General features: G+C 36.9%; 25 protein-coding genes. 9 read left to right on the top strand and 16 right to left on the bottom strand.

Annotation, left to right across the window (positions count from 1 at the left end):
* Window positions 1–353: 353 nt before the first annotated feature.
* Window positions 354–872 (bottom strand): ferritin, encoded by a 519-nt coding sequence (locus MR062_RS07375; protein WP_242203471.1) that lies wholly within the window; start codon window positions 870–872, stop codon window positions 354–356.
* Window positions 873–1,226: 354 nt separating this feature from the next.
* On the opposite strand from MR062_RS07375, the gene MR062_RS07370 reads away from it, so the two are divergent.
* Entirely contained in the window at window positions 1,227–1,658 is a 432-nt protein-coding gene (locus MR062_RS07370; protein ID WP_242203470.1) for a tellurite resistance TerB family protein, read from the top strand.
* Between the two features lie 562 nt (window positions 1,659–2,220).
* Window positions 2,221–2,805, top strand: coding sequence for a tetratricopeptide repeat protein (locus MR062_RS07365; protein WP_242203469.1), 585 nt, complete (start codon window positions 2,221–2,223; stop codon window positions 2,803–2,805).
* A 101-nt stretch (window positions 2,806–2,906) separates the two neighbouring features.
* Here MR062_RS07365 and MR062_RS07360 read toward each other — a convergent pair whose 3' ends face one another.
* The 13 genes from MR062_RS07360 to metG form a co-directional block, all read right to left on the bottom strand.
* Window positions 2,907–3,155, bottom strand: a complete 249-nt coding sequence (locus tag MR062_RS07360; protein WP_242203468.1) for a hypothetical protein — start codon at window positions 3,153–3,155, stop codon at window positions 2,907–2,909.
* A gap of 10 nt (window positions 3,156–3,165) precedes the next feature.
* Window positions 3,166–4,365, bottom strand: a complete 1,200-nt coding sequence (locus MR062_RS07355) for a hypothetical protein (RefSeq protein WP_242203466.1) — start codon at window positions 4,363–4,365, stop codon at window positions 3,166–3,168.
* Window positions 4,366–4,453: 88 nt separating this feature from the next.
* A complete protein-coding gene (locus MR062_RS07350) occupies window positions 4,454–5,227 on the bottom strand; it encodes an outer membrane lipoprotein-sorting protein (protein ID WP_242203464.1) in 774 nt (257 codons plus the stop codon).
* A 23-nt stretch (window positions 5,228–5,250) separates the two neighbouring features.
* Window positions 5,251–7,629 (bottom strand): efflux RND transporter permease subunit, encoded by a 2,379-nt coding sequence (locus MR062_RS07345; RefSeq protein WP_242203463.1) that lies wholly within the window; start codon window positions 7,627–7,629, stop codon window positions 5,251–5,253.
* A gap of 255 nt (window positions 7,630–7,884) precedes the next feature.
* A complete protein-coding gene (locus MR062_RS07340; RefSeq protein ID WP_242203461.1) occupies window positions 7,885–8,478 on the bottom strand; it encodes a TetR/AcrR family transcriptional regulator in 594 nt (197 codons plus the stop codon).
* 108 nt (window positions 8,479–8,586) lie between these two features.
* Entirely contained in the window at window positions 8,587–10,713 is a 2,127-nt protein-coding gene (locus MR062_RS07335) for a Tex family protein (protein ID WP_242203459.1), read from the bottom strand.
* Between the two features lie 90 nt (window positions 10,714–10,803).
* Window positions 10,804–11,175 carry a cupredoxin domain-containing protein gene (locus MR062_RS07330; RefSeq protein WP_242203458.1) on the bottom strand — a complete coding sequence of 124 codons (372 nt, stop codon included), beginning with the start codon at window positions 11,173–11,175 and terminating at the stop codon, window positions 10,804–10,806.
* A 26-nt stretch (window positions 11,176–11,201) separates the two neighbouring features.
* Window positions 11,202–11,750: a carboxymuconolactone decarboxylase family protein gene (locus MR062_RS07325; RefSeq protein ID WP_242203456.1), complete on the bottom strand. Its 549-nt coding sequence runs from the start codon at window positions 11,748–11,750 to the stop codon at window positions 11,202–11,204.
* Window positions 11,751–11,844: 94 nt separating this feature from the next.
* Window positions 11,845–12,009 (bottom strand): hypothetical protein, encoded by a 165-nt coding sequence (locus MR062_RS07320; RefSeq protein ID WP_242203455.1) that lies wholly within the window; start codon window positions 12,007–12,009, stop codon window positions 11,845–11,847.
* A gap of 91 nt (window positions 12,010–12,100) precedes the next feature.
* Complete coding sequence (locus MR062_RS07315) at window positions 12,101–12,943, bottom strand: helix-turn-helix domain-containing protein (protein ID WP_242203454.1); 843 nt, start codon at window positions 12,941–12,943, stop codon at window positions 12,101–12,103.
* Between the two features lie 115 nt (window positions 12,944–13,058).
* Window positions 13,059–13,763, bottom strand: a complete 705-nt coding sequence (locus MR062_RS07310; RefSeq protein ID WP_242203453.1) for an OmpA family protein — start codon at window positions 13,761–13,763, stop codon at window positions 13,059–13,061.
* 3 nt (window positions 13,764–13,766) lie between these two features.
* A complete protein-coding gene (locus MR062_RS07305) occupies window positions 13,767–14,237 on the bottom strand; it encodes a lipocalin family protein (RefSeq protein ID WP_242203452.1) in 471 nt (156 codons plus the stop codon).
* Between the two features lie 154 nt (window positions 14,238–14,391).
* The gene (metG, locus tag MR062_RS07300) at window positions 14,392–16,500 is read right to left on the bottom strand and encodes a methionine--tRNA ligase (protein WP_242203451.1); all 2,109 of its coding nucleotides are present in this window, start codon (window positions 16,498–16,500) and stop codon (window positions 14,392–14,394) included.
* Window positions 16,501–16,725: 225 nt separating this feature from the next.
* Here metG and MR062_RS07295 point away from each other — a divergent pair, with 225 nt between their 5' ends.
* On the top strand, window positions 16,726–17,745 hold the full coding sequence (locus MR062_RS07295) for a S66 peptidase family protein (RefSeq protein ID WP_242203450.1): 1,020 nt from the start codon (window positions 16,726–16,728) through the stop codon (window positions 17,743–17,745).
* A gap of 229 nt (window positions 17,746–17,974) precedes the next feature.
* Window positions 17,975–18,214, top strand: a complete 240-nt coding sequence (locus tag MR062_RS07290) for a hypothetical protein (RefSeq protein WP_242203449.1) — start codon at window positions 17,975–17,977, stop codon at window positions 18,212–18,214.
* 84 nt (window positions 18,215–18,298) lie between these two features.
* Here the strand turns inward: MR062_RS07290 and MR062_RS07285 are convergent, their stop codons facing one another.
* The gene (locus MR062_RS07285; RefSeq protein WP_242203448.1) at window positions 18,299–19,042 is read right to left on the bottom strand and encodes a TerB family tellurite resistance protein; all 744 of its coding nucleotides are present in this window, start codon (window positions 19,040–19,042) and stop codon (window positions 18,299–18,301) included.
* A 118-nt stretch (window positions 19,043–19,160) separates the two neighbouring features.
* Here MR062_RS07285 and MR062_RS07280 point away from each other — a divergent pair, with 118 nt between their 5' ends.
* The 5 genes from MR062_RS07280 to MR062_RS07260 all read left to right on the top strand — a co-directional run bounded on the left by MR062_RS07280 (window position 19,161) and on the right by MR062_RS07260 (window position 22,550).
* A complete protein-coding gene (locus MR062_RS07280) occupies window positions 19,161–19,571 on the top strand; it encodes a BrxA/BrxB family bacilliredoxin (protein WP_242203447.1) in 411 nt (136 codons plus the stop codon).
* 156 nt (window positions 19,572–19,727) lie between these two features.
* On the top strand, window positions 19,728–20,123 hold the full coding sequence (locus MR062_RS07275) for a hypothetical protein (protein ID WP_242203446.1): 396 nt from the start codon (window positions 19,728–19,730) through the stop codon (window positions 20,121–20,123).
* A gap of 25 nt (window positions 20,124–20,148) precedes the next feature.
* The gene (locus tag MR062_RS07270; protein ID WP_242203445.1) at window positions 20,149–20,886 is read left to right on the top strand and encodes a lysophospholipid acyltransferase family protein; all 738 of its coding nucleotides are present in this window, start codon (window positions 20,149–20,151) and stop codon (window positions 20,884–20,886) included.
* A gap of 9 nt (window positions 20,887–20,895) precedes the next feature.
* Window positions 20,896–21,888 carry an acyl-ACP desaturase gene (locus MR062_RS07265; protein WP_242203443.1) on the top strand — a complete coding sequence of 331 codons (993 nt, stop codon included), beginning with the start codon at window positions 20,896–20,898 and terminating at the stop codon, window positions 21,886–21,888.
* Between the two features lie 5 nt (window positions 21,889–21,893).
* Window positions 21,894–22,550 (top strand): HD domain-containing protein, encoded by a 657-nt coding sequence (locus MR062_RS07260; RefSeq protein WP_242203441.1) that lies wholly within the window; start codon window positions 21,894–21,896, stop codon window positions 22,548–22,550.
* Between the two features lie 2 nt (window positions 22,551–22,552).
* Here MR062_RS07260 and MR062_RS07255 read toward each other — a convergent pair whose 3' ends face one another.
* Window positions 22,553–23,425: an AraC family transcriptional regulator gene (locus MR062_RS07255; protein ID WP_242203439.1), complete on the bottom strand. Its 873-nt coding sequence runs from the start codon at window positions 23,423–23,425 to the stop codon at window positions 22,553–22,555.
* Window positions 23,426–23,535 lie beyond the last annotated feature (110 nt).

Raw genomic sequence — 23,535 nt, 5'->3', positions numbered from 1 at the left:
ATGCTCTATTAAATCTTATATTTTCTAAGCTAAAAGGTAAAAATAAAGCGAACCTTTTAAGTTCGCTTTATTTATGCTACTTTTTTAAGAAAATCGAAACACGGGCATTTTTTACAACGCTTGGTTTCGCATTTTTTATATTTTTTGCAACAGCTGGTCTTTACTTTACTGGACGTAATGACTCCCAACTCCTGCAATTTTTTAATCTTCTTTTTTTGTTTCTTCTTGCCCAAATCTTAAACTACAGATTGAAGTGGCTTAAACCACATCGTTAAAATTTTCGGCAAAAATATGTTATTTTTATTAAATCTAAATAAGATTAAATGTTAAAACTGAGATCATTAAACGAATTTTTATTCAGGATTGTCCATGGAAGCTGAGTTAACAGTTAAATTAACGATATCCCTGTCAAATAAATACAAACCGCCTTTGTCATTACCTATAAGGTTTATCTTATCCAAAATGGTTCTGGCCATGGCTTCTTCTTCAATTTGTTCAGACACATACCACTGTAAGAAGTTATGGGTAGCATAATCTTTTTCTTGAAGCGAGATGTGCACCAAATTATTAATACTTTCTGAAACAAAAACCTCATGCTCAAAAAGCTTTTCAAACATCTCCTTAAAAGATTCAAAAGTAACGTTAGGTGCATTTAATGCCGATATGTGGGCATGACCTCCACGTTCATTTACAAATTTAATGAGCTTAAGCATGTGGTCTCGCTCTTCGTTAGACTGGCTGTACATAAATCCGGCAACACCTTCCAAACCCTTAACTTCTGCCCAACAGGCCATAGCTAAATATATTTGGGACGATTCTGCCTCGATTCTAATTTGATCGTTTAATGCCTTTTCTATAGATTTTGATAACATGATATTGCTTTTTTACAAAAGTACATGAATTTTTTCATTTGTAAATTCACGTAAAAAATGAAAAAAATACCTAGACTAACGAAGTGGTTACTGAAGTGAAGCTAAATTTTGTACCTTTTTTAAACAAAGTTTAGTTTCACAGAAGAAAGTTAATGAAATATTTAGCTTAATTGAAATCCTATAGGCATAAGCTTTACCTAAAATGTGTTAAAATTGCTATTCTTTTTTTCATCCTGTCCATTTTAAAAAATAAGGTAAAACCAAGCCTTTAAGCAACAACCAAAAAAATGAAATTTTCGACTTAGTTTATTAAAAAAATATGTAGGTTTGCAGCATTAATAAAGAATAAAAAACATGTCTATTTCGGATTTATTTGATAGTGGATTTAAAAAGCGTAATAAGGATCATTTTGCGGCAATCGTGCGCGTTGCCATGGATGACGGCGTTATTAGCAACGAAGAAAAAGCATTTTTAGATAGGCTAGCACAAAGCTTAGGTATTAATGAAACGGATTATAAGGCCATTTTAAAGGATTATCAAGCACACCCTATTAATCCTCCAGTATCTTACGACCAACGTTTGGAACGTTTGTTCGATTTGGCTCGTATGGTTTATGTAGACCATATTAAAGGTGATCACGAAGAAGTATTACTTAGAAAAATTGCAGTTGGACTTGGGTTTCATGCCATAAACGCAAAATACATAGTGGATAAGGCTTTAACATTAGTGAGTAATGGAGCAGACTTAGACACTTTTATGGACCAAATTAAAAACATGAATAGGTAAAAAAACAATCTACCACATAACTTAAAGCGTCCAAAAAATCTTGGGCGCTTTTTTTATGAAAAAAAATGAAAACAATTTGAAACAACTTTTTAAAAGATAAAATATAAGCATTGAAGAGTAAGCGTTTGAAAGACAATCATTTGCCACAACACTCATTATCTGCTAATAAGCGGACAGGATTTTTTTTGTCCAAAAACAGCATAACTATTTGATTTTCAGTAAAATAAATCAAATTTTTTATTTGGATTTTAAAAAATTGTTTTCATCTTTGCATCGCAGTTTTAAACGTCGAACTGCTTAAAAAACATTTATTAATAAACATTTAGAAGCCATGTTAAAGCATATAGTAATTATGACGGCATTTAATGATCCAGGATCATTGAGCAGGCTTCGGTCCTTTCTGTAGCACACTTTCCAGAAAAGATCCGAAGCAAAAGAAAACCACTGTTTCGGATTGATTTCCTAACAAGACTTTAAAGGGTAACCATATCCAAACGGAAAGCCACTTTCAGTTTTTCAGCTGGAAGCCTAACGATTTATTTATTTTTTAATTAAAAAAACAATGGAAACAAATACGAATAACCTGTATTTATTCAAGGCATTAGAAACCTATCCTTGGGAACTGGAAAAAGCAGTAGAAGCCTTAAACTATGCTTTATCATACAACCCAAATAGTGTAAAAGCCCTATGCTTAATGGCACGGGTACATTGGGAACAATTGGGAGATTATGAAACGGCTAAAAGCTACTACGAAAAAGCCTTGGCCATTAATATAGAAGCCACATTTATCTATCCAGATTACATTATGGTTTTAATTCATTCCCATGATTTTAAAGAAGCCCAAATGCTTATCGATTTTGCCTTAAGTATAAAAGGGATAGACAAAGCTCTAATTCAACTATACCAAGCCTATTTGTTTGAAGCTTTAGAAGATTATGATGCTGCCAAAAAAGCACTTAAAAATGCAAAGCAGTTGAGTATGAACAACGATTTTTCTTTTTATGTAGATGATGTTTTGGCTCGAGTGGACAAAAAAAGAAAGGAGAAAAACAATGCCGAACGGGCTATGAAAGATGAAGACAAGAATGAAGTTGATAAAAATGCTTCAAATAATTGGTTTAAAAATAGTCTGAATGGATTGCTATAATTCCCCTGTAAAATGCAGGGGAATTTTTGGATACATTAACAACTCTGTTCAATTAACGGATTAAAGTTATGCCTATACAGGTTTAAATGCCTTAAAAGCTCTCAATTTGATAGTTGTTGAATTATGAAAGCCCTAAAATCGCCAAGTGAGTTACTAATAGATTCTCTAGATTCAGTTCTAAGCAATGCTCCCAACCAACTATTGATTAAAAATGGTTCAACAACATTGATATCAAATCGATTATCAAGCTCATTATCTCCTGCTATTTCCAATACACATTCCTTAAAAATTATTTGAAAATCATTAAAGGTTTCTGAGTAATCCTGATTTGATTTAATCTTAAATACCATTTCAATTTGTTTAAAAAAACCTCGATATACGCAACCTAAAAAAGCTATCATCCCTAAAATTTGACAATATAAATTCGTTGGCCTCTATCCCGCTAAAAACCCTCGCTTCAACCTCGGCGACCCAGTTACTTCCAAAGCGTCTGGAAGCTTCAATACTGAAAATTTTACTGCTCGATTCCAAATCGGTAATCCCTCCTAATAAAATAGAAGTATCCTGGGTATCGTTAAAAGCTATTCTACTACCAAAAAACACATCATTCTGTAGAGCATTTAAGGCTAGGGCATCACGCTCATCATAGAGATATTCACTTAGAAGCCCAATATCCAAGCCATTGCCATCTATATTACTAAAAGTAAACTCCAATCCGGCCGTTAAGGCAAAAAAATCTTGTGCTTCGGCATTTCTATAAATAGACTCGAGTTTCCACAAAAAGGCATTGTGAGTTACCTGAAGGTCTAATCCAGTTTGGTTAATTACCGGATAAAAAGCATTGATATTTCCTGTATTATCAAACATAAATAGGGGCTCTCTACCCGTGCCATAGAAATGTGACAGCCCCACATCGAAAGCACCAAAGTAATGGAACCACCTAAAAGCAAAATCCTGGTGCCATTCCTGGGCCCTACTTTCATAGAGAATCTCGTCCCTATCAATTACAACGGGAAAACGAAATCGGCCTTTTTCACCAGGAAAATTCCGTTTGCGGTGATATGGCAAATAGAAAAAATTAAAGGTTCCCACAGTATTTGTTGTAACGACAAATTGTACCATGGGCTGTCCCAGTTTTTGTTCGCCGTCGAAAGACTCTACGACATCGGTTTGATTTATAATATCCACCAAATGATTGCTTTCGGTTACGCCCCAATACACTTTTTTAAGACCTACATTAAGCTCCCAATTATTTTTGGTCTTTTGAAAATATAGCTCCCTGATGTCCCAATGCGTTCTGGAATCATCTACATCCCATCTAAAAAAGGCGGTTGCGTTGATGCTCTCTGCTCCATCGTTCCAGTCTAACGCATATTTAGGTTGAAGGGAAAACGATGGAAAATGTTGTTTTTGCCCCATAAATTGGGCATGGTCTATAAAATATCGGTATTCCAATCCTAATTCTAATTCGAAATCATGCGTTACATTACTTTCTTGTGAAAAGGAGACTATCGCACTTAAGCCAAAAACAATATATAAAACTGTTGAAAATCTGTTCATTATTTAAAAATCAAAAAGGAAAACAGGGGCACTATCATCTGGCACCCTGTTTCCTAGCATTAATCAAACTACGTTAGTCACCAATAGTTTATTTTCCTGCCCTTTGCAGTGCAGCTTGGGTGAAATCGGCCTCTGTTAGGCTGGCATCGAAGTTATAATTGTTAAAATGAAGTATGGTTTCCTTATTACTTTGATGGTTTACCATATGAAAGGTACCGGCCCTCCAGAATTTGTTTTTATAAATTTTATAATCGCTATACGTCAAGGTTTTTAGCAAAGCGTTTTTTCTATCGTAGAATTCGGCCTTTTCAATTCTATATCCTTTATCCTTATTATAAGTAATCACACGTCTGGTATAACCCGATTTTGGGTCTACTGGATCCTGCTCCACGATTAATAAATCGCCTTTTTCCTCTAAAAACCTATAGGTGTATTTTTCAACCTCTTGGGACGATAAATCCTCATACGCAAACTCACTCCCCACAAATGGCCCCGATTTGTTGTTGGAAGAAATTCTTTTTACCCTTTTAATGGACGGCAAAAACAACCATTGGTCATCGGCTCCAAATTTATGGGTAAAGGTTAATGTGGCTGTTCCTTTTACATCTTTCGGGCTTTCGAATACGATTAGAGATTTATCGCCATCTTCTGTAAGTTCCAAGGTTTTGGTCGTTAAAGAACGCTCGCTAGTTTGCCCATTTTTGTTTTTAAGAATCATTTTTAGCTCCACTATGGAACTACCAAATCCCAAATCTGCTTTTTCGGCGGCTTTGGCTATTTCCAATCCGCGTACTTCTGCCGATTGGGCATTGACTATTACTGAACTTAACATTAAAACTGCTAATACTATTATTTTTTTCATTTTTAAAAGTTTGTTTTTTTGAATTATTTATCAAAAGCTACTTTAGGCTCTGGTGCCATAATGGGCTTTATCTCTTTTTTGGCCGTAAGGATCAATAATGATGGTAACAGAATGAAATCTATGATCAAGGCCGCAATGATTATGATTACCGTTATTCTGGCCATATAACTATTTAATGCGAACGACGAGGTTGATAGTACCGCAAACCCGGCTATTAATACAACCGTAGTAGTCACCAAGGCTTTTCCAACGGTTTCAAAAGCGTAAATAACGGCTTGTTTGGCATTGTACCCCAGTTCCCTTCGGGCCCTTAAGAACTTGCTCATAAAGTGCACGGTATCGTCGACTATGATCCCTAGGGTCATACCAAAAACAATAACCATTCCCGTATTAATTTGCCCTTTGTAAAGGAACCAGATACCAAACCCAACTAAAACAGGTGCTACATTTGGAATGATACTCAACAGCCCCAGTTTAAAACTTCTAAGAGCAATTATCAACACCAAAGAAATTAGTATCAGGGCTACGATGTTTCCATTGAACATACTATCGGCCTGTCTAAAGCCCAATTTTGAGAACATTAGTGTAGGGCTCACACCAATGGCATGCATGGGTTCTGGGGTGTTATCACGCAGCCATTGCTCTCCTCGTTTTGAAAATTCAATCATTTCGGCACTGGAAATGTTTTTTAAGGTTACCGTAACCCTTGTTTCCGATTTATCTACGTTTATCTGATTGTTAAGGTCCAAACCAAAGGGCAAGGATAATTCGTAAAGCAATAGATACTGTGCGGCTTCTTCGCGGTTATCGGGTACACGGTAAAAAGCCTCATCATCGCCGTGCATGGAACGGTTCACCCTTCGGGCTACCTCGCTAAACGCATTGACGTGAATAACTTCTGGTTGCTCTTTTAACCAATCTTCAAAAGCATTTAGTTTCTTTAGATACTCTGGATTATTGATACCCCCACTTTCTCCACTACCAATAGCATATTCAACATTATAAATACCCGTTAGATTTTCGCTTATATAGTCTGTGCTATTTCTAAATTCAACGGTTTTATCAAAGTAATTGATAAACTCATCATTAAATACATTCTGATTTGCCAAATAGGTTAACCCACCAATGGCTAATAGGGCTACAAATGCTAATCTTGCCGGTTGCTTCACCACAAAATTGCCCATACTAGTATACCAGCCTGTCTTTTTAACTTCCCTTTCCTTTTGTTTGGCAGTCGCTTTAACTGGTAGAATAGCCATTAAAGCTGGCAGAGTTGTTGTTGAGAACAGGAACGCCATCATCATTCCGAAAGCGGTAATATTCCCTAAATCCCAGAATGGCGGTACGTCGCCAAAGTTCATGGTTAAGAACCCTATAACGGTAGTTAAACTAGTAATAAAAACCGGCATAAAATTTAAGCGCATAGATTCTACCAAAGCATCAATTTTGCTTAGGCCATCTTTACGCATCTTTTGTAACATGGTTACCAAAATATGGATACTATCGGCCACCGCAAGCGTAAGTATCATGGTTGGGAATACAGCCGACGGTGGCGTTAACTTAATGCCCATAATGCCAACAAACCCCACCGCACTAACAATAGAAAACATCACCACAACAAGGGTAGCCAACATGCTATAGAAGTTTCTTGTTAGAATTAACGTAGTAATTATTACAATAACCAGCATTATCATGGTAAGCATCATATCTTTCATGGATGCTTCAAAAAATGCAGTATTCATAGGAATCAATCCTGAAGAGTGAATTTCAAAATTGGGGTATTTATCCTTAAAGTTGGAAATCATATTCCTTACAAAAGGTGTCACTTCACCAGGGATTTCATTAACGTTTTCCCCGGGTAATTTTACGGTAATATTGATTGCCGTTACGCTACCTTCCTTATTAATAATTCGATCTACCAACAAAGGCTCCTTAAGGGCTACTTCCTTTATTTTGGCAATCTCTTCATTGGTTTTTAAAGACGATTCATAAGAGAGGTCGTCTACATATAAATCGTCTCCTTCGGCACGCGTGTATTGAAAATTGGTAATAGCATCTACCCTAGATGAATAGGGGGTATTCCATGCTTCGGCCGTTAATTCTTCAATGGCCGTTAAGTTTTCTTTTGTAAATACGTTTTTGTTAGATGGTGTTAAAACCAAAATAACATTATCGTCTTTAGTAAACTTTTCCTGTAAAGCGTCAAAAGCTTCCAGTTCGGGGTTTGATTTACTAAAAAACACATGGTAATCGCCATCGAACTCCATGTTTCCCTTTGACCCTAGCCCCATAGCTAGTACCAATGTTGATATTAACATTGGCCATTTCCATTTAATTACAAATTTCGCCCAGTTTGTGGCAAACTTATTTGTAAAACTTTTTGCTTTCTTTAGTGCATTCATAATTTGATTTAGTGTTTGACTTGATTATATTTGACCGGTCGGTTATTTATATTAATTTTGTTTTTTTGATTTATACTATTGTACTGTTTCACATCATTATTGAGCTAATTAAAATTTAATAGTTGACCGGTCGGTTATTGATTAATGGTACTTAACTAAATAAGTAACACAAATTACGCTCGGAACAAATTTGTTAACTACTATAACAAAATATAAAGACCGGTCGATTATTATTTACTAAAAAACTATATGTGCCTATTTCAACAATATGTGCTCTATCATGTTCATCACATTGTCAATAGGATACGAACTTTTCATTTCCTTCATGCTAATCATGGCTCCCTTACCGGCATCTTCAATAAAAGATGCAATATCCTCAGCACTCATTGGATTTGTTATTTCCCCTAAATCCTTAGCTTCTTGAATAACTGCTGTGATGAGCGATAGTACATATTCATTCTTAACCAAAATGGCATTCCTAATTTGTTCACTATGCTCAGACATTTCACTACTCAAATTACAAGCCATGCACCCCATCTTACAGCCCATTTCATTCTTAAGGACATCGAGCCTAAACTCATTAAAAGTAATCAGTCTTTCTCTTGGGGACTTTGTCTTATCGTCCAGAATGGCCTTAGCAGGCGTGAACATAGCCGCAAAATACTTTTCTATGGCCTTTACCACAAAGTCTTCCTTAGAATCGAAATAAAAATAAAACGAGCCTTTGGGAACATCTGCAGCTTGAACGATATCGTTAACGCTTGTTGCATTGTATCCCTTACTCCATAAAATCTCCATGCCCCTTTCTAAAAGGAAATTAGCTTTAGTATCGTGTTTCGCCGTTTTCATTCTATCCGTTTTATCCTTGACAAAAATATGACCACTCGTCTAGTAAATCCAAATTTTAAATGTTAAAATTTACTAAATGTATCGAAACCCCGCATAAAAACTGTCGGTCTACTTATATAATTTTAGCTGGATACGTTTCCTCAGTACATCAACATCCAAAACTTTTACTATAATTTGTTGGTGCAAATGCACATGGTCGTTTACATCCTTAACAAAACTATCGGATAAATTGGACACATGAATCAACCCGCTTTCTTTGATACCAACATCCACAAAACAACCAAAATTGGTAATGTTATTTACGATCCCGGGAAGCAATTGCCCTTCATGCAAATCGGTAATGGTTTTTATATTTTGGTTAAAGGTAAACACCTTGGCTTGCTCTCGAATATCCAACCCAGGTTTTTCCAACTCTTTTACAATATCTTCCAAAGTAGGCAACCCAACGGTTTTTGTGCAATACGTCTTTAAATCGATTTTTTTGATCAATGCCGAATTCCCTATTAACGCTTTAACCGTTTCCCCTAAATCTTTGGCCATTTGCTCAACAATGGCATAACTTTCTGGATGCACTGCCGAATCGTCCAAAGGGTTATCGGCATCCTTTATTCTTAAAAATGCAGCACTTTGTTCAAAGGCCTTATCCCCTAAACGAGGCACTTTTTTTATGGCTTTCCTTGATGAAAACGGACCATTTTCTTTTCTAAAGTTAAATATGTTCTCTGCCAGTTTAGTACCTATTCCAGAAACATAAGCCAAGAGGCTTTTACTGGCTGTATTTACGTTTACACCAACGGCATTTACACAATGCTCAACAACCATGTCCAACGCTTTTTGAAGCTTGGTTTGATCTACATCGTGCTGGTATTGCCCTACCCCTATAGATTTAGGTTCTATTTTCACCAGCTCCGCCAAAGGGTCCTGTAAGCGTCGCCCAATGGATACCGCTCCACGAACCGTAACATCGTAGTTAGGAAACTCCTCCCTAGCGATTTTTGATGCCGAATAAATACTGGCCCCAGCTTCACTTACCACAAACACTTGAATATCGTTTTTAAACCTAATCTTTCTAATTAGCGCCTCCGTTTCCCTTGATGCCGTACCATTACCAATAGCTATCGCTTCTATTTTATAGGCATCGGTAAGTGAGCTTAGCTTTTTCATAGCACCAACACTATCGCTCTTTGGTGGATGCGGATAAATGGTTTCGTTATACATTAACCCGCCTTGGGCATCTAAACAGACTACTTTACAACCAGTACGATAGCCAGGGTCGATAGCCAACACGCGCTTTTCTCCTAATGGCGACCCCAACAATAACTGCTTTAAATTTTTAGCAAATACCGAAATAGCCGCCTCATCGGCCTTAGACTTGGCGTTTTGAAGTGCTTCATTGCTTAAAGAAGGGAGCAATAATCGTTTGTAAGCATCTATAATTGCCAATTGAATTTGCACGGTACAATCGTTATTGGAACGTATTAAACGGTTTTCCATTTTGTCCAGGGCCCGTTCGTCATCAATAGCTATTTTGGTTTTAATATAGCCCTCGGTTTCGGCTCGTAACATGGCCAACAGGCGATGTGAAGGGATACGACTTAAGGATTCGTTCCAATCGAAATAGTCCTTAAATTTTTGGGCACCTTCTTCGGTTTCTTTTGATTTCACCACTTTAGAGGAAATTGTTGCAAAACGTTCTAATTGATATCGAATTTGATTCCTAAAATCGGTACGCTCATTAATCCATTCGGCCATAATATGACGGGCACCTTCCAAAGCATCGTCAACTGAGTTTACCTCACCTTTTACATACTTGTAGGCTATTGACTCAATGTCGTTAGCATGTTGTGCCATGATGATTTTTGCCAAAGGCTCCAATCCGTTTTGTCTGGCTTTTTCAGCTTTGGTCTTTCGGCTTTTTTTATACGGAAGATAGAGGTCTTCCAAAACAGTTAAATCTACAGCTTCTTTAATCTTCTGCTCCAATTCCACCGTTAAGACCTCTTGCTCCTTTAAAGCTTTCAAAATGGTTTCTTTCCGCTTTTCCAAAGCTTCAAATTGTTCTTTAAATTTTACAATATCTCCAATTTGGACCTCATCCAGATTGCCTGTACGTTCTTTTCTATATCGTGATATAAAGGGAATCGTGCAATCTTCATTAAGCAATTCAATGGTATTCTTAACCGACTGTTCTGGAAGTTGGCTACTGGAAACAATATAGGAAACTAGAGCTGTCATAGGCTTAAACTAATGAAAAGCGAAAATAACAAAAACAAAAAAGGTTATCCTGTTCAAGATAACCTTTTTCTTCATCAATCTAGCTACTAATTATTCTACTATTAATCTATACTGTGGTGTTGGATTTAACGGACAGAAATACACATATTCTCCTTTTTTTAAGACCGTTGGCTTTGAATTTTCAACTTTGCCATCTTTAACCACTTGGGTTACATAAGCAGATGTAATATGGTTCTCTGGCTTACTGGCATCTTTTCCTTTTGGAACCAATACCAAGCCTACATCTCTACCTACATGATTATTGGACACTTTAAAGACATAAGTACCTTCGCTTACCTTTAATGATTTTTGGGTAAACTCTCCTTTGGTTTGTTCTAGTGCAATTGTTTTAACTTCTTGTTGGGCATTGGCATTTATAGCAAGTGCCAATACCAGTACTAAAATGGATATGATCTTTTTCATCTTTTAAACTTATTTATTGATGTTCATTATACTGTTACCGTCTCAAATGGCCTAACTTCAGGAAAGTCTACTGGCACTTGTGTTGTTCGATGTAAATAATTGGAAATGGTTTTATCGCCAACCATTGCAATGGCATCAACCAAGTTGCCTTTGGTATATCCTGCATTGAAGAAGTTTTCAAGAACAGCTTCATCGGTTCTACCCCTGTTTTCTGTAATGTTCTTTGCAAGTCTGGCCAAGGCATCTAATTTGTTATTGAAAGAGGCTTCACCAGCTCTTAACTCCAAAATTTGTTCGTCTGTAAAACCATTCATTTTAGCAATGGCCGTATGGGCAGATAAACAGTAAACGCATTGGTTTACTTCACTTACCGCTAAATTAATCACCTCCTTTTCTTTAACCGACAATGAGGTTTTGGCGTTAGAAAAATTTAAATAATTCTCCAATGCCGTATCGCTGTGGGCATATGTAGCATAAATGTTAGGCACAAAACCTAAAGCTTTATTAAGTTTGTCGAAAATAGCTTGATTATTCTCGCTTACTTCTTCTCGTGTTGGTACTTTAAATGTGTTCATTTTTTTAATTTTTTAATTTATTTGATACAAAGATGTTGTTTGTATTAAGGTTAGACCATGTATACTATTCCCTTAATCTTGTCAATTTTTCCTTTTAGACAGATGCTAGCGCTACATGAGGTTTTTCAGCATCACAATAGTAATCGTGAATCTGTTTTTGTTCACAATGGGTTTCGGAGCTAATGCTTTTGATTTGCTCTTTTCCTTTACCCTTAAATATTTCAATTAAATTGAAAATAGATTTATGCTTTACATTCATAACTTAATTGTTTTAATTATACAGTGCAAAGATGAATGATAAAACCTTCCCGATAAATGGTTAGAATTCCCTAAAGATTGTCAATTGTTCCCTATGAAGCCTTTTGGAGTTGTTTTTTGAAGTCTGAAGGTGAGATTTTGGTATGTTTCTTAAATAAACGGCTTAAATGTGAAGCGTCTTCGAAACCAATATCATACGCTATTTCCTTAGCCGATTTGTCGGTATAGATTAATTGCCGCTTTGCTTCCAGCACTATACGGTCATGTATAATTTGTAAAGGACTTGTATTTAGCTGGGCAAAACTATTAGATAAGGTTTTGGGTGACTTAAATAATTTTTCGGCATAAAAAGATACTTTATGCTCTGTTTTAAAATGGGTATCTACCAGCATATTAAATTCGCGCAACAAATCCACTTTAGCATTTTTAGATCTCTCTAAGTAGCCTTTCTTGGTTTTCAACAAACGCGTACAGATAATAATGAAACGTGCCATGAGCATACGCAACATTTCTGCCTGGATGGTATCCTTGGTTTCAATTTCATCAATAAAAACCTCATGTAGCATGTGCAGTTTTTTATTTTCATCTGTGCTTAGGCTTATATTCGGTACATGTATATTCCCAAAAAACAGCAGTCCAGCACAACTTACCTCATGGTCGTGGTCTTTTATACAATAAAACTCCCTGTTGAATTGGTAAACCACTAAGTCCTTACCTAAAACAAATTGAAGATATTGCGTTGAAGTTAAGGCCAATATGCTATTAGGCGCAATAGTATATGGCACATCGTCTATTACCAATTTTGCTTCAAACTCCTTGGTCCTAATAAAGGTAAATAATTCTGGGCGCTTAACCGTTTTATAAGCTTCTAAAAGAGACTCGTCTCCTATCTTTAAAATGGCATTGGTTGAAAACTCTGTAAATGTTTTTTGCATGTAGCCTTAGTCTATGCTATCGAAATAACATTACAATGCTGTATAAATCAATATCAAATAAAAAAGCTTGCCCTTTATAAAGGAACAAGCTTTTCATAAACTTTTAATTGAAGACTTACTGCCCGGCCTCTTTTTTTGCGTCTTCAATCATTTTTTCATTTGGAACAATGGCTATGTTTACACGTCTGTTTTTTGCACGCCCTTCTGCTGTAGCATTATCTGCAACGGGTTGCTCTTCACCATACCAATGGGTAGTAACGCGACTCATACTAACACTGTTTGCGGTTAAGTAATTGGTTACGGCATTCGCTCTGTTTTTAGATAGCGTCATATTATAATTAGCGTCTCCAACACTATCGGTATGGCCAACGACTAGAATATTGGTGTCTGGGAATTCTCTAAATACCCCTATAAGCTTATTTAAAGTTTCTTCTGATCCTGCATTAATATTGTACTTGTTTGTATCGAAATACACGCCACTACTTTCATCGAAGGTTACCACAATACCATTATCGACACGCTCTACTTGGGCTCCTGGTATTTCCTCTTCAATTTTCTGGGCTTGTTTGTCCATTTTGTTTCCAATAAGCACACCTGCTCCTCCTCCAATAACACCTCCTATAACAGCGCCTAGCTCGCCATGGCCGCCTTTTCCAACATTATTCCCAATAATGGCTCCTAAAATAGCACCTCCTGTAGCTCCTATAACAGCGCCTTTTTGCTTGTTATTGGCATTTTGAACCGCTTTGCAATTGGTAAAACCAATGGCTAAAACACCTACTAACATTAGTATTCCTATCTTTTCTATAAATGTTTTCATATCTTATTGTTTAACAAAATTCATATTAATAATAAATGGCTTTCCATCTACGTAAACTGTTTGCTGCCACTGCATAGTCGTTGCAGACAGGTTCGTTAGTTTTAATCGGAACCCTTGATTGGTATCCGATTTCTTTTTTTCATTGGTTGGCTTCAACAGAAAATTATAAAGTCCTGTTTGCTCGTCTACTTCTTGAATGGTAAAGTTGAAATAACGCATTCCTGTAGAACAATCGGATTTGCTAATGGCATAGGTTCCCGTATTATTATTAGGGACAAAACTCCAAACACTGCCTTCAAAGCATTCTTTTGAAGCATCATTTAACAAGGTCACATTAAAAGTTCCTAAAGCACTATATTTTATAGTGTTTAAAACCCATGTTCCTTTAATCTCTTTTTTAGACGCTCTTACCGTTTTTGATGTACCACAGGAAAACACGGTAATGGCAATAAGCAATAAAGTAATTCGTTTCATATGTTATATATTTAAAACTGAATAAATATACGAATTTACCTATGCTTTTAGATGTCTAACTAAAAAGATAACCACTCCTTTAAATAGAAAAAGAATACACCCTGCTGATAATGAAGGCCTTAATTTTTAACCATTAAATTATCTTAACAAGGAATTAACTTATTGGCAACCCATTGGCAACCTCATTACCACTGTCTGGATTTACAAAAACCAACTTACCTTCTGGCGTTTCGGTCATTAAGATCATACCCTGACTTTCCACGCCACGTAAAGCTCTTGGTGCAAGGTTTACCAAAACCGTTACGCGTTTGCCCACCACTTCTTCGGCGGTAAAACTTTCTGCAATACCAGAAACAATAGTACGCACATCAATACCTGTGTCCACTTTAAGTTTAAGCAGTTTTTTGGTCTTTGGCATTTTTTCGGCCTCTAAAATGGTGCCTACCCGAATATCCAGTTTTGTAAAGTCCTCAAAAGTGATAGTCTCTTTTTGTGGCTCTACCGTTTTATTGGCAGCCTCATTGGCCTTTTTACTAGCTTCAAGCTTATCCAACTGTTTTTGGATGGTTTCATCCTCTATTTTACTGAACAGTAATTCTGCCTTTCCTATTTGGTGTCCTGCTGGTAGCAACACTTCTTTTGTTGAAATGTCGTTCCAAGTGTTCTCGATACTATGCGCCTGTGTCACATCACTAGAACTGACATTAAGGATGTTCTTTAACTTTTCGGAAGTAAATGGTAAAAACGGTTCGCACAGGGTTGCCAACGCCGAAGCAATTTGAAGCGCAACATACATGATAGTTTGTGTGCGGGCTTCATCTACTTTAATTACCTTCCACGGCTCTTCATCGGCTAAATATTTATTTCCCAATCGGGCTAAATTCATCAATTCCTGCCCTGCTTCCCTAAATCGGTAACGCTCAATAGAGCTCGCTATAACATTAGGATAGGCTTTTACTGCAGCCAATGTCTCTTCATCTACTTGTGAAAACTCAGAAGGTTCTGGCACAATACCGTTATAGTATTTATTGGTCAATACGACCACTCGGTTTATAAAATTTCCAAAAATGGCCACTAATTCGTTATTGTTTCTGGCCTGGAAATCTTTCCACGTAAAATCGTTGTCCTTGGTTTCAGGCGCATTGGCGTTTAAGGCGTAACGCAACACATCTTGCTGCCCTGGAAACTCCTCTAAATATTCTGGTAACCAAACCGCCCAGTTTTTTGATGTGGATAGTTTATTGCCTTCCAGGTTTAAAAATTCATTGGCCGGTACATTATCGGGTAAAATATAAGAACCTTCAGCCTTTAACATTGCTGGGAAAATAATACAGTGAAATACAATATTATCCTTTCCTATAAAATGCACTAGCTTAGTCTCTTCATCTTTCCAATAAGGCTCCCAATTTTTTCCTTCACGTTCGGCCCATTCAATAGTTGATGAAATATAACCTATAGGAGCGTCGAACCATACGTAAAGCACTTTGCCTTCTCCGCCTTCAACTGGCACAGGAATACCCCAATCCAGATCGCGCGTTACGGCACGCGGACGCAATCCATCGTCAATCCACGATTTTACCTGTCCGTACACATTAGGTTTCCAATCTTTTTTATGCCCTTCTAAAATCCATTCTTTCAAAAAATCCTCATGCTTATCTAAAGGCAGAAACCAGTGTTTGGTTTGCTTTAAAGTTGGTGTATTACCTGTTAATGCCGACTTAGGATTAATTAAATCGGTAGCATTATGACTTGTTCCACAATTTTCACACTGATCGCCATAGCTCTCTTCGTTACCACATTTAGGGCAAGTACCAATTACAAACCTATCGGCTAAAAACTGGTTGGCCTGCTCGTCGTAAAGTTGCTCTGTAGTTTCTTCAATAAACTCGCCTTTATCATATAAGGTTTTAAAAAATTCTGATGCTGTTTTATGATGAATAGGCGCCGACGTACGAGAATAATTATCGTAAGTAATACCAAAATCCTCAAACGATTTTTTAATAATGGCATGGTATTTATCAACGATATCCTGTGGCGATACACCTTCTTTTTTAGCCTTAATGGTAATAGGCACACCGTGCTCGTCGCTACCCCCAATAAAGGCGACATCATGTCCTGTTAACCTTAAATAGCGTGCATAAATATCGGCTGGCACATATACCCCTGCTAAATGCCCAATATGAATAGGACCGTTAGTATATGGTAATGCGGTGGTAATGGTATACCTGCCTGACGGCGAGGCAGGTCGTTTTGGTTTATTCATTTTTTAATTTATTATGTCAGGTCTAGCGTACTCAAGGAAACAAAACACGTCTAACTTAATTTGTTTAAGGCCGTAAAAGTACACATTTTAACAGCGATTTAGAAACGAGTGTTTACAAATTTTAAATTCGAGAATGAAGTGTTTACATTCGTTTAAATTTCATAATTAACCTATGGTTTATAATTATTAAATTTAAACGTGTGAAAAAAAATGTACATTTACAGTATGTCTAAAAACCTACTGAGCATTAGTTTAATTTGTGCTGTTTTTTTCTTCGGAATAAAACCGATTGCAGCACAAAATACAGCATCAACAAAACACGTAACCACTTTGATACAACCACCATATTTAAAAGCAGGCGATACGGTTGCTATTGTAGCGCCTTCAGGGATCCTCAATAATAGAACCCAAGAAATCGATCAAGCTAAAGCATTACTAAAAAGTTGGGGGCTCCATGCCACAGTTGGGAAACACGTGTTCAACCAAGCCAACCATTTCGCTGGCACCGATGACGAACGTTGTGAAGACTTGCAAAAAGCCTTGGACGATCCTAAAATTAAAGCCATTTGGTGCGCTCGAGGTGGCTATGGTACCGTTAGGGTTTTAGATAAGCTCAATTGGACGAAGTTTAAAGCAAACCCTAAATGGGTTATTGGTTATTCCGATATCACTGCGCTCCATAATCAAATCCATAACGAAGGTATTGAAAGCATCCACGCCATGATGTGCACTAGCATACCGGACGATTTGAGTACAATTGAAGAAACTATCGCTACGTTTAAAGAAGCCCTTTTTGGAAATGCATTGCACTATACCTTAAAAGGATCGAAATACAACAGAACTGGGCAAGCTTCTGGCCAGTTGGTTGGTGGCAATCTAACCATGTTGCATACCATGCTGGGTTCTAAAACCAGTATAGATACTTCTGGAAAGATTCTATTTATTGAGGAAATAGGCGAATATAAATACCATATAGACCGTATGTTGCAAAGCTTAAAACGAGCGGGTTATTTTGATAATTGCAAAGGCCTAATTGTTGGTGACATGACCAAGCTTAGAAAAAACACAACCCTTTGGGGCACCTCTATTGAGCAACTTATCTTAGATGCTTTAGCCGATTACGATTTTCCCATAGCCTTTAACATGCCGGCAGGTCATGAAAAAGACAATCGGGCCTTAATTTTGGGAAAACCCATTAAGTTAACAGTAAACAAAGAGCAATCTACAGTAGTCTTTGAAGAATAAAAATCATTGATTTGGAATCTTACAACAGCATCTTTTTTTTGAAGCAAATCCTCTAAAAACCAACCATATACAACTTATTTTTTCGGGTTATTTCATCCGAAAAAATAAACACTTCACGGAGTAATCGTTGAATGAACGGTAAAAAACTGAAAATCAACCATTTTTTTTAGCAATTAAAATGGTATGCTATAATCTTGTATTGTAATAATTCACTAAAACCCAAATCGTTATGAAAAAGTTACAATTATTATTCGCTACAGTTTTGCTTTTATTGTCTTTTAATGTAAAAGCAGACGACATGACCCTAAACACCAAGTTAAACCTATTCAACCCAGATGTTCGTAAATGCTTAATAGAAACCTCTAAGGCTGAAGGTTGGGAGTTAAAATCTGTATATCTTAACACAAAACATGAAATCGTAATGATTTTTGATAAGGGAGAGGAAACAAGAATTTATATAAGTAAATAACCTTTCTTATACTTAAAAATACTAAAGCCCAACTAATCAGTTAAAGATTAGTTGGGCTTTATTTTTTTCTTCAAGTTAAAAATTCTAAAACCCTCGCTCCTTCTGCAATTGCTCGTAAGCCGCTTGTACTTGTCTAAATTTTTCTTCGGCCCCGTTGCGGTGTTCTTCCCCAAGGTGAATAACCTTATCGGGGTGGTATTTTTTGGCCATTTTACGATAGGCCTTTTTAATAGCGTCGTCAGTAGCCGTTTTTTCAACTTCCAAAATCTTATAGGCATTGTCGCTACTGTTATAAAACATGGCCTTAATACTTTCGTAATCTGCCGTGCTAATACCCAAATAACCTGCCATGATATGGATTTGTTGCTCTTCGTCTTGGGTAACCATACCATCGGCTTTGGCTATGCCAAATAAAAAATGAATAAGTTGTAATCGCGATGGGTGCTGCATCATCTGCCTAATTTGCAAACAGACTTGCCTGGTAGAAATATTTTTTTGCTTATTTATTTCCTTAAACAAACGAAATGCATGGTTGGCACGCTCTTTACCATACATGCCAACGAACTGTTGGCGCACAAAATCCAATTCGCGTTGGTCCTGTTTGCCATCGGCCTTAATGACTATGGAGGCTAAAATGAGTAAACTTACTTCGAAATCGCCTGGCTGTGTAACAGGTTGTCGTCGATAGGGTTGTTGTGGCTCATATTTATAGCTGGCATCCTTACCTATAGAATCTACCATACCACCAACGGCCAGCCCTATAATAGCCCCAATAGGGCCTCCAAAAGACCACCCCAAAGCTGCTCCTATCCATTTTGAAAAACTCATGTAATCATCAATTTTATTTATCGGTAAATATAATATTAGTTAGTTGATTACCTCGTGTTTTTGTTACACAATTGGTATCTTTGCAGTCCTAAAACGTTAATTATTAAAATTTAAAAATATGTACCCAGCAGAATTAGTGAAACCAATGCGCGAGGATTTAACCAGTGTTGGATTTGAAGAATTACAAACAGCAGATCAAGTAGATGCTGCTTTAGCAAAAACAGGTACCACATTAGTTGTCGTAAACTCGGTTTGTGGTTGTGCCGCTGCCAATGCACGCCCTGGCGCTAGATTAAGCTTGCAGAATGCCAAACGCCCAGACCATATTGTTACGGTTTTTGCCGGTGTTGATAGAGAAGCGGTTGAGAAAGCAAGGGAGTATATGATCCCCTTTCCTCCAAGCTCGCCAAGTATGGCCTTATTTAAAGATGGCGAATTGGTACATATGCTAGAGCGACATCACATTGAAGGGCGCCCAGCAGAGCTTATTGCCGAAAATTTAATGGATGCTTATAACGAACATTGTTAGAAGCCTCTTTCGCTATCCCATCTCCAAAGAGAAAGGGGATACCCAATTGATAAAATTAAACCACGTTTGTTCTTTATAAATAGAAGGAAATCGTGGTTTTTTATGTCCCCACGCAACCTTTTAATTATTTGAACATCTATTAGGTAAAAAAGCGCTATGAAAAAGTCTTTCTTTACCGCTATTTTACTCCTTATTTGTTTAAGTTTTACCGCTTTTCAATGCGATGATGACACACCATTAACCCAAGAACAGGAACTTGCCCAATTACAAGATTTTAAATCTGAAGTTGAAGCCCTAGCAAGCACCTCAATTTGTAACGAAACCTCCGAATGTAAATTTATCGCCTTTGGTAGTAAGCCTTGTGGCGGCCCTTGGAGCTACCTCATCTATTCCACCTCAATAGATGTGAATGCACTTGAATCAAAGGTTCAAGATTATAATGCTCAGGAACATAAGTATAACCAAAAATGGGGCATTGTTTCCGATTGCTCATTGGCTGCCAAACCAATAGACATTAAATGTGAAAATAACAGCTGTGTTGCTGTGTTCTAACTCCTAGTTTATTTATTTTTGGGGCATGCTAAAAGTCTTGTCATACCCATTAACCTGTATTTATTATCTGTTATTCGGATTAACGCTTGTTATTTTTCATCCCATACAATGGTTTTGTTTTAACGTCTTAGGTTATCAGGCCCATAAAGTAAGTGTTGACATTTTACAGTTTTGTCTGTTAAAATGCACCCATGTTTTAGGCACCCGATTCACCTTTAACAATCCGCACCATATAAGTACAGAGAAGCCCCTTATAATCGTAGCCAATCACCAGAGTTTATACGACATTTCTCCTATTATGTGGTATATGCGTAAACACCACGCCAAATTCATTAGTAAAATGGAGTTGGGCAAAGGCATCCCCAGTGTATCCTACAACTTGCGTCATGGAGGTTCGGTTTTAATCGACAGAAAAAATCCACGACAGTCCTTACCAGCTATTATGAAATTTGGAGAGTACATTGAAGCCAACAACCGAGCGGCCGTTATTTTTCCAGAAGGCACCCGAAGTAAAAACGGCGTCCCCAAACCCTTCCAAACCAAAGGCCTGGAAATGCTGTTTAAAAAAATCCCATCGGCCTTAATAGTTCCCATTTCAATAAACAACTCATGGAAAATGCTACAATACGGTAAATTCCCTATGGGACTTGGAACTCATATCACCTTTACCGTACATAAACCATTAGAATTGGCTACCTTTGCCAATAAAAAGGATCTCTTAGAAACTATAGAGACCACCATTAAAAAAGATATACACCCTTAAAATACTTATATGTCGTTAAAGAATGTGAGATTGGAAGTAATGCAGTTTTTGGAAAAAGACGTAGAAGCTTTAATAAAAAAGTACTTAATACCCATAGAACAAATATGGCAACCTACCGATTTTTTGCCTAATTCTGAAAGCGATTCTTTCTTTGAAGAAGTAAAAGAAATTAGAGAGCTCTCTAAAGAATTGCCCTATGACTTTTGGGTGGTTTTGGTTGGCGATATGATTACCGAAGAAGCCTTACCAACCTATGAGTCTTGGCTTATGGAAGTTGAAGGTGTTGACCAAGTAGATAGCAAAAATGCATGGTCTAAATGGGTAAAACATTGGACAGGGGAAGAAAACCGTCATGGCGATGTGCTCAATAAATACCTTTACCTATCGGGACGCGTTAATATGCGTGAAATAGAAAAAACCACGCAATACCTAATTTCTGATGGATTTGATATTGGCACCGATAGAGATCCCTATAAAAACTTTGTCTATACCAGTTTTCAAGAATTGGCCACTTATATTTCGCATAACCGTGTTGCTAAACTCGCCAAGAAAAATGGCAACAAACAGTTAGGGAAAATGTGCCAAATTATTTCTGGAGACGAAATGCGCCACCATAATGCCTATTCAGAGTTTGTAGAACGTATTTTTAAAGTAGATCCTAGCCAAATGATGATGGCATTTCATGATATGATGAAGCAGAAAATTACGATGCCTGCTCATTTTTTAAGGGAATCTGGAGGAAAAATAAGCACAGCCTTCGAAGAGTTTTCAAATACAGCTCAGCGTATTGGGGTTTACACCTCTAAAGATTATGTAGACATTTTGCAAAAGTTAATTAACCGTTGGGAAATTGATAAAATTACCAACCTAAACGACGAAGCCGAAAAAGCAAGAGACTACTTAATGGCGCTTCCTAACAGAATGTACCGTTTAGCAGATAGAATTAAAATTCCTGAAAACTCCTATCAGTTTAAATGGGTTGAACCTGCTATTGCAAAATAAGTTATATGTCTACGGAAGAAATTATAAATAACACCATTTCTTTTGTAAAACAAACCCTTGCCAATGCCGAAGGTGGGCACGACTGGTTTCATACACAACGCGTATACCGTAATGCCTTGCTTATTTCCAAAACCGAAAACGTAAATTTACTTGTGGTACAATTGGCCGCTTTATTGCATGACATTGCAGACAGTAAATTTCATAATGGTGATGATAGTATTGGTCCTAAAATTGCCCGGGAATTTCTGTTTAAATTGAATGTTGACTCGCAAATTATTGAACATGTCGTCCAGATTATTGAGAACATGTCGTTTAACAAATCGTTGGGCAACGAAACCCTTTTTACTTCAGAAGAATTGAAAGTTGTCCAAGATGCCGATAGACTTGATGCTATTGGCGCCATAGGTGTTGCCCGGGCCTTTAATTATGGTGGATTTAAAAACAGGCCACTTTTCAACCCTGCGATTAAACCCAATTTAAGCCTAAGCAAAACCGAGTATAAAACCTCAACCGCCCCGACCATTAATCATTTTTATGAAAAGCTTCTATTGCTTAAGGACAAAATGAATACCAAAACGGGGAAACAAATTGCTACAAAACGCCATGCCTTTATGGAAAAGTTTCTCGATCAGTTTTATGCCGAATGGGATGGAAACGCTTAAGATTATTGAATAATTTGCCTAATTTCCTTTCTGTATTGTGAGGCACTCTTCCCAGCAATCTCATTAAATTGTTTGTTAAAATGGGAAAAATTATTGAACCCGCACTCGAAGCAAACATCTGCAATACTCATTTTGCTTTCATTTAACAACTTGGTGGCATGAACAACTCTATATTCATTAACCAATTGCGTAAATGTTTTTCCCGTTGTTTTTTTAAAATACCTGCAAAATGCGGGTACCGTCATACTCACTTCATTAGCGATTTCATCTAAAGTGATATGCCTTTGAAAATTGGCATTCACATAATGATATATCACGTTGATTTTATCGCTGTCTTGCGGATTAATTTCTAACGCAATACCATCGGCATTCAATAAGGTATAATCATCTGTATTCGCCAAGTAATTGAGGATATCCAAAAACTTCAAAACACGCTCAAGCCCTTCATATTTAGTCAATTTATTAATTTTGGGACCTATTACAGCTTTAGTTTCAATCTTAAAACGAATCCCCTTTTTAGCCCTATCGAACAAGGCTACCACATTGGCCATTTCTGGAATCTCTATAAAATCTTTCCCTAGGAAATCCTGTTTAAACTGTACAGTGGTTTCAGAACCATTGGCCGTTAACCGGTCTGCAAAACCATTGTGGGGCAAATTGGCACCGATTAAAATAAGCTGACTATTATTAAAATACGATAAGTGATTGCCAATATGTGTTTTACCTTGTCCTTTATTAATATATACAAGCTCTAACTCTGGATGAAAATGCCAAAATGCATTTATCTTATCTACCTTTTCCAGATGCTGTTTTATTAATAAAGAACTTCCAAAGCTTGGGCTAAGCTTTTCTAAAGTAGGTTTTTTACTAATCATAACAGAATAATTTTTAAACAAATTTACAATTAAACACCACTTCAAATATATATTTAATTAACTAGATTATATGCTATTTTAACTCAACACATAATTAACATTAAAATAAC

The organism is Aestuariivivens insulae, assembly GCF_022662195.1.
GTDB lineage: Bacteria > Bacteroidota > Bacteroidia > Flavobacteriales > Flavobacteriaceae > Aestuariivivens > Aestuariivivens insulae.
This window is presented reverse-complemented; position numbering and strand designations above follow the sequence as displayed.

Bases quoted from the DNA above. Each gene is read 5' to 3' on its own strand.
- metG (WP_242203451.1), bottom strand. From the start codon at position 16,500: ATGAATAAACCAAAACGACCTGCCTCGCCGTCAGGCAGGTATACCATT.
- MR062_RS07360 (WP_242203468.1), bottom strand. From the start codon at position 3,155: ATGGTATTTAAGATTAAATCAAATCAGGATTACTCAGAAACCTTTAAT.
- MR062_RS07270 (WP_242203445.1), top strand. From the start codon at position 20,149: ATGCTAAAAGTCTTGTCATACCCATTAACCTGTATTTATTATCTGTTA.
- MR062_RS07340 (WP_242203461.1), bottom strand. From the start codon at position 8,478: ATGAAAACGGCGAAACACGATACTAAAGCTAATTTCCTTTTAGAAAGG.
- MR062_RS07370 (WP_242203470.1), top strand. From the start codon at position 1,227: ATGTCTATTTCGGATTTATTTGATAGTGGATTTAAAAAGCGTAATAAG.
- MR062_RS07310 (WP_242203453.1), bottom strand. From the start codon at position 13,763: ATGAAAACATTTATAGAAAAGATAGGAATACTAATGTTAGTAGGTGTT.
- MR062_RS07255 (WP_242203439.1), bottom strand. From the start codon at position 23,425: ATGATTAGTAAAAAACCTACTTTAGAAAAGCTTAGCCCAAGCTTTGGA.
- MR062_RS07355 (WP_242203466.1), bottom strand. From the start codon at position 4,365: ATGAACAGATTTTCAACAGTTTTATATATTGTTTTTGGCTTAAGTGCG.
- MR062_RS07325 (WP_242203456.1), bottom strand. From the start codon at position 11,750: ATGAACACATTTAAAGTACCAACACGAGAAGAAGTAAGCGAGAATAAT.
- MR062_RS07315 (WP_242203454.1), bottom strand. From the start codon at position 12,943: ATGCAAAAAACATTTACAGAGTTTTCAACCAATGCCATTTTAAAGATA.
- MR062_RS07295 (WP_242203450.1), top strand. From the start codon at position 16,726: ATGTCTAAAAACCTACTGAGCATTAGTTTAATTTGTGCTGTTTTTTTC.
- MR062_RS07365 (WP_242203469.1), top strand. From the start codon at position 2,221: ATGGAAACAAATACGAATAACCTGTATTTATTCAAGGCATTAGAAACC.
- MR062_RS07305 (WP_242203452.1), bottom strand. From the start codon at position 14,237: ATGAAACGAATTACTTTATTGCTTATTGCCATTACCGTGTTTTCCTGT.
- MR062_RS07320 (WP_242203455.1), bottom strand. From the start codon at position 12,009: ATGAATGTAAAGCATAAATCTATTTTCAATTTAATTGAAATATTTAAG.
- MR062_RS07375 (WP_242203471.1), bottom strand. From the start codon at position 872: ATGTTATCAAAATCTATAGAAAAGGCATTAAACGATCAAATTAGAATC.
- MR062_RS07290 (WP_242203449.1), top strand. From the start codon at position 17,975: ATGAAAAAGTTACAATTATTATTCGCTACAGTTTTGCTTTTATTGTCT.
- MR062_RS07345 (WP_242203463.1), bottom strand. From the start codon at position 7,629: ATGAATGCACTAAAGAAAGCAAAAAGTTTTACAAATAAGTTTGCCACA.
- MR062_RS07335 (WP_242203459.1), bottom strand. From the start codon at position 10,713: ATGACAGCTCTAGTTTCCTATATTGTTTCCAGTAGCCAACTTCCAGAA.
- MR062_RS07260 (WP_242203441.1), top strand. From the start codon at position 21,894: ATGTCTACGGAAGAAATTATAAATAACACCATTTCTTTTGTAAAACAA.
- MR062_RS07275 (WP_242203446.1), top strand. From the start codon at position 19,728: ATGAAAAAGTCTTTCTTTACCGCTATTTTACTCCTTATTTGTTTAAGT.
- MR062_RS07280 (WP_242203447.1), top strand. From the start codon at position 19,161: ATGTACCCAGCAGAATTAGTGAAACCAATGCGCGAGGATTTAACCAGT.
- MR062_RS07285 (WP_242203448.1), bottom strand. From the start codon at position 19,042: ATGAGTTTTTCAAAATGGATAGGAGCAGCTTTGGGGTGGTCTTTTGGA.
- MR062_RS07330 (WP_242203458.1), bottom strand. From the start codon at position 11,175: ATGAAAAAGATCATATCCATTTTAGTACTGGTATTGGCACTTGCTATA.
- MR062_RS07265 (WP_242203443.1), top strand. From the start codon at position 20,896: ATGTCGTTAAAGAATGTGAGATTGGAAGTAATGCAGTTTTTGGAAAAA.
- MR062_RS07350 (WP_242203464.1), bottom strand. From the start codon at position 5,227: ATGAAAAAAATAATAGTATTAGCAGTTTTAATGTTAAGTTCAGTAATA.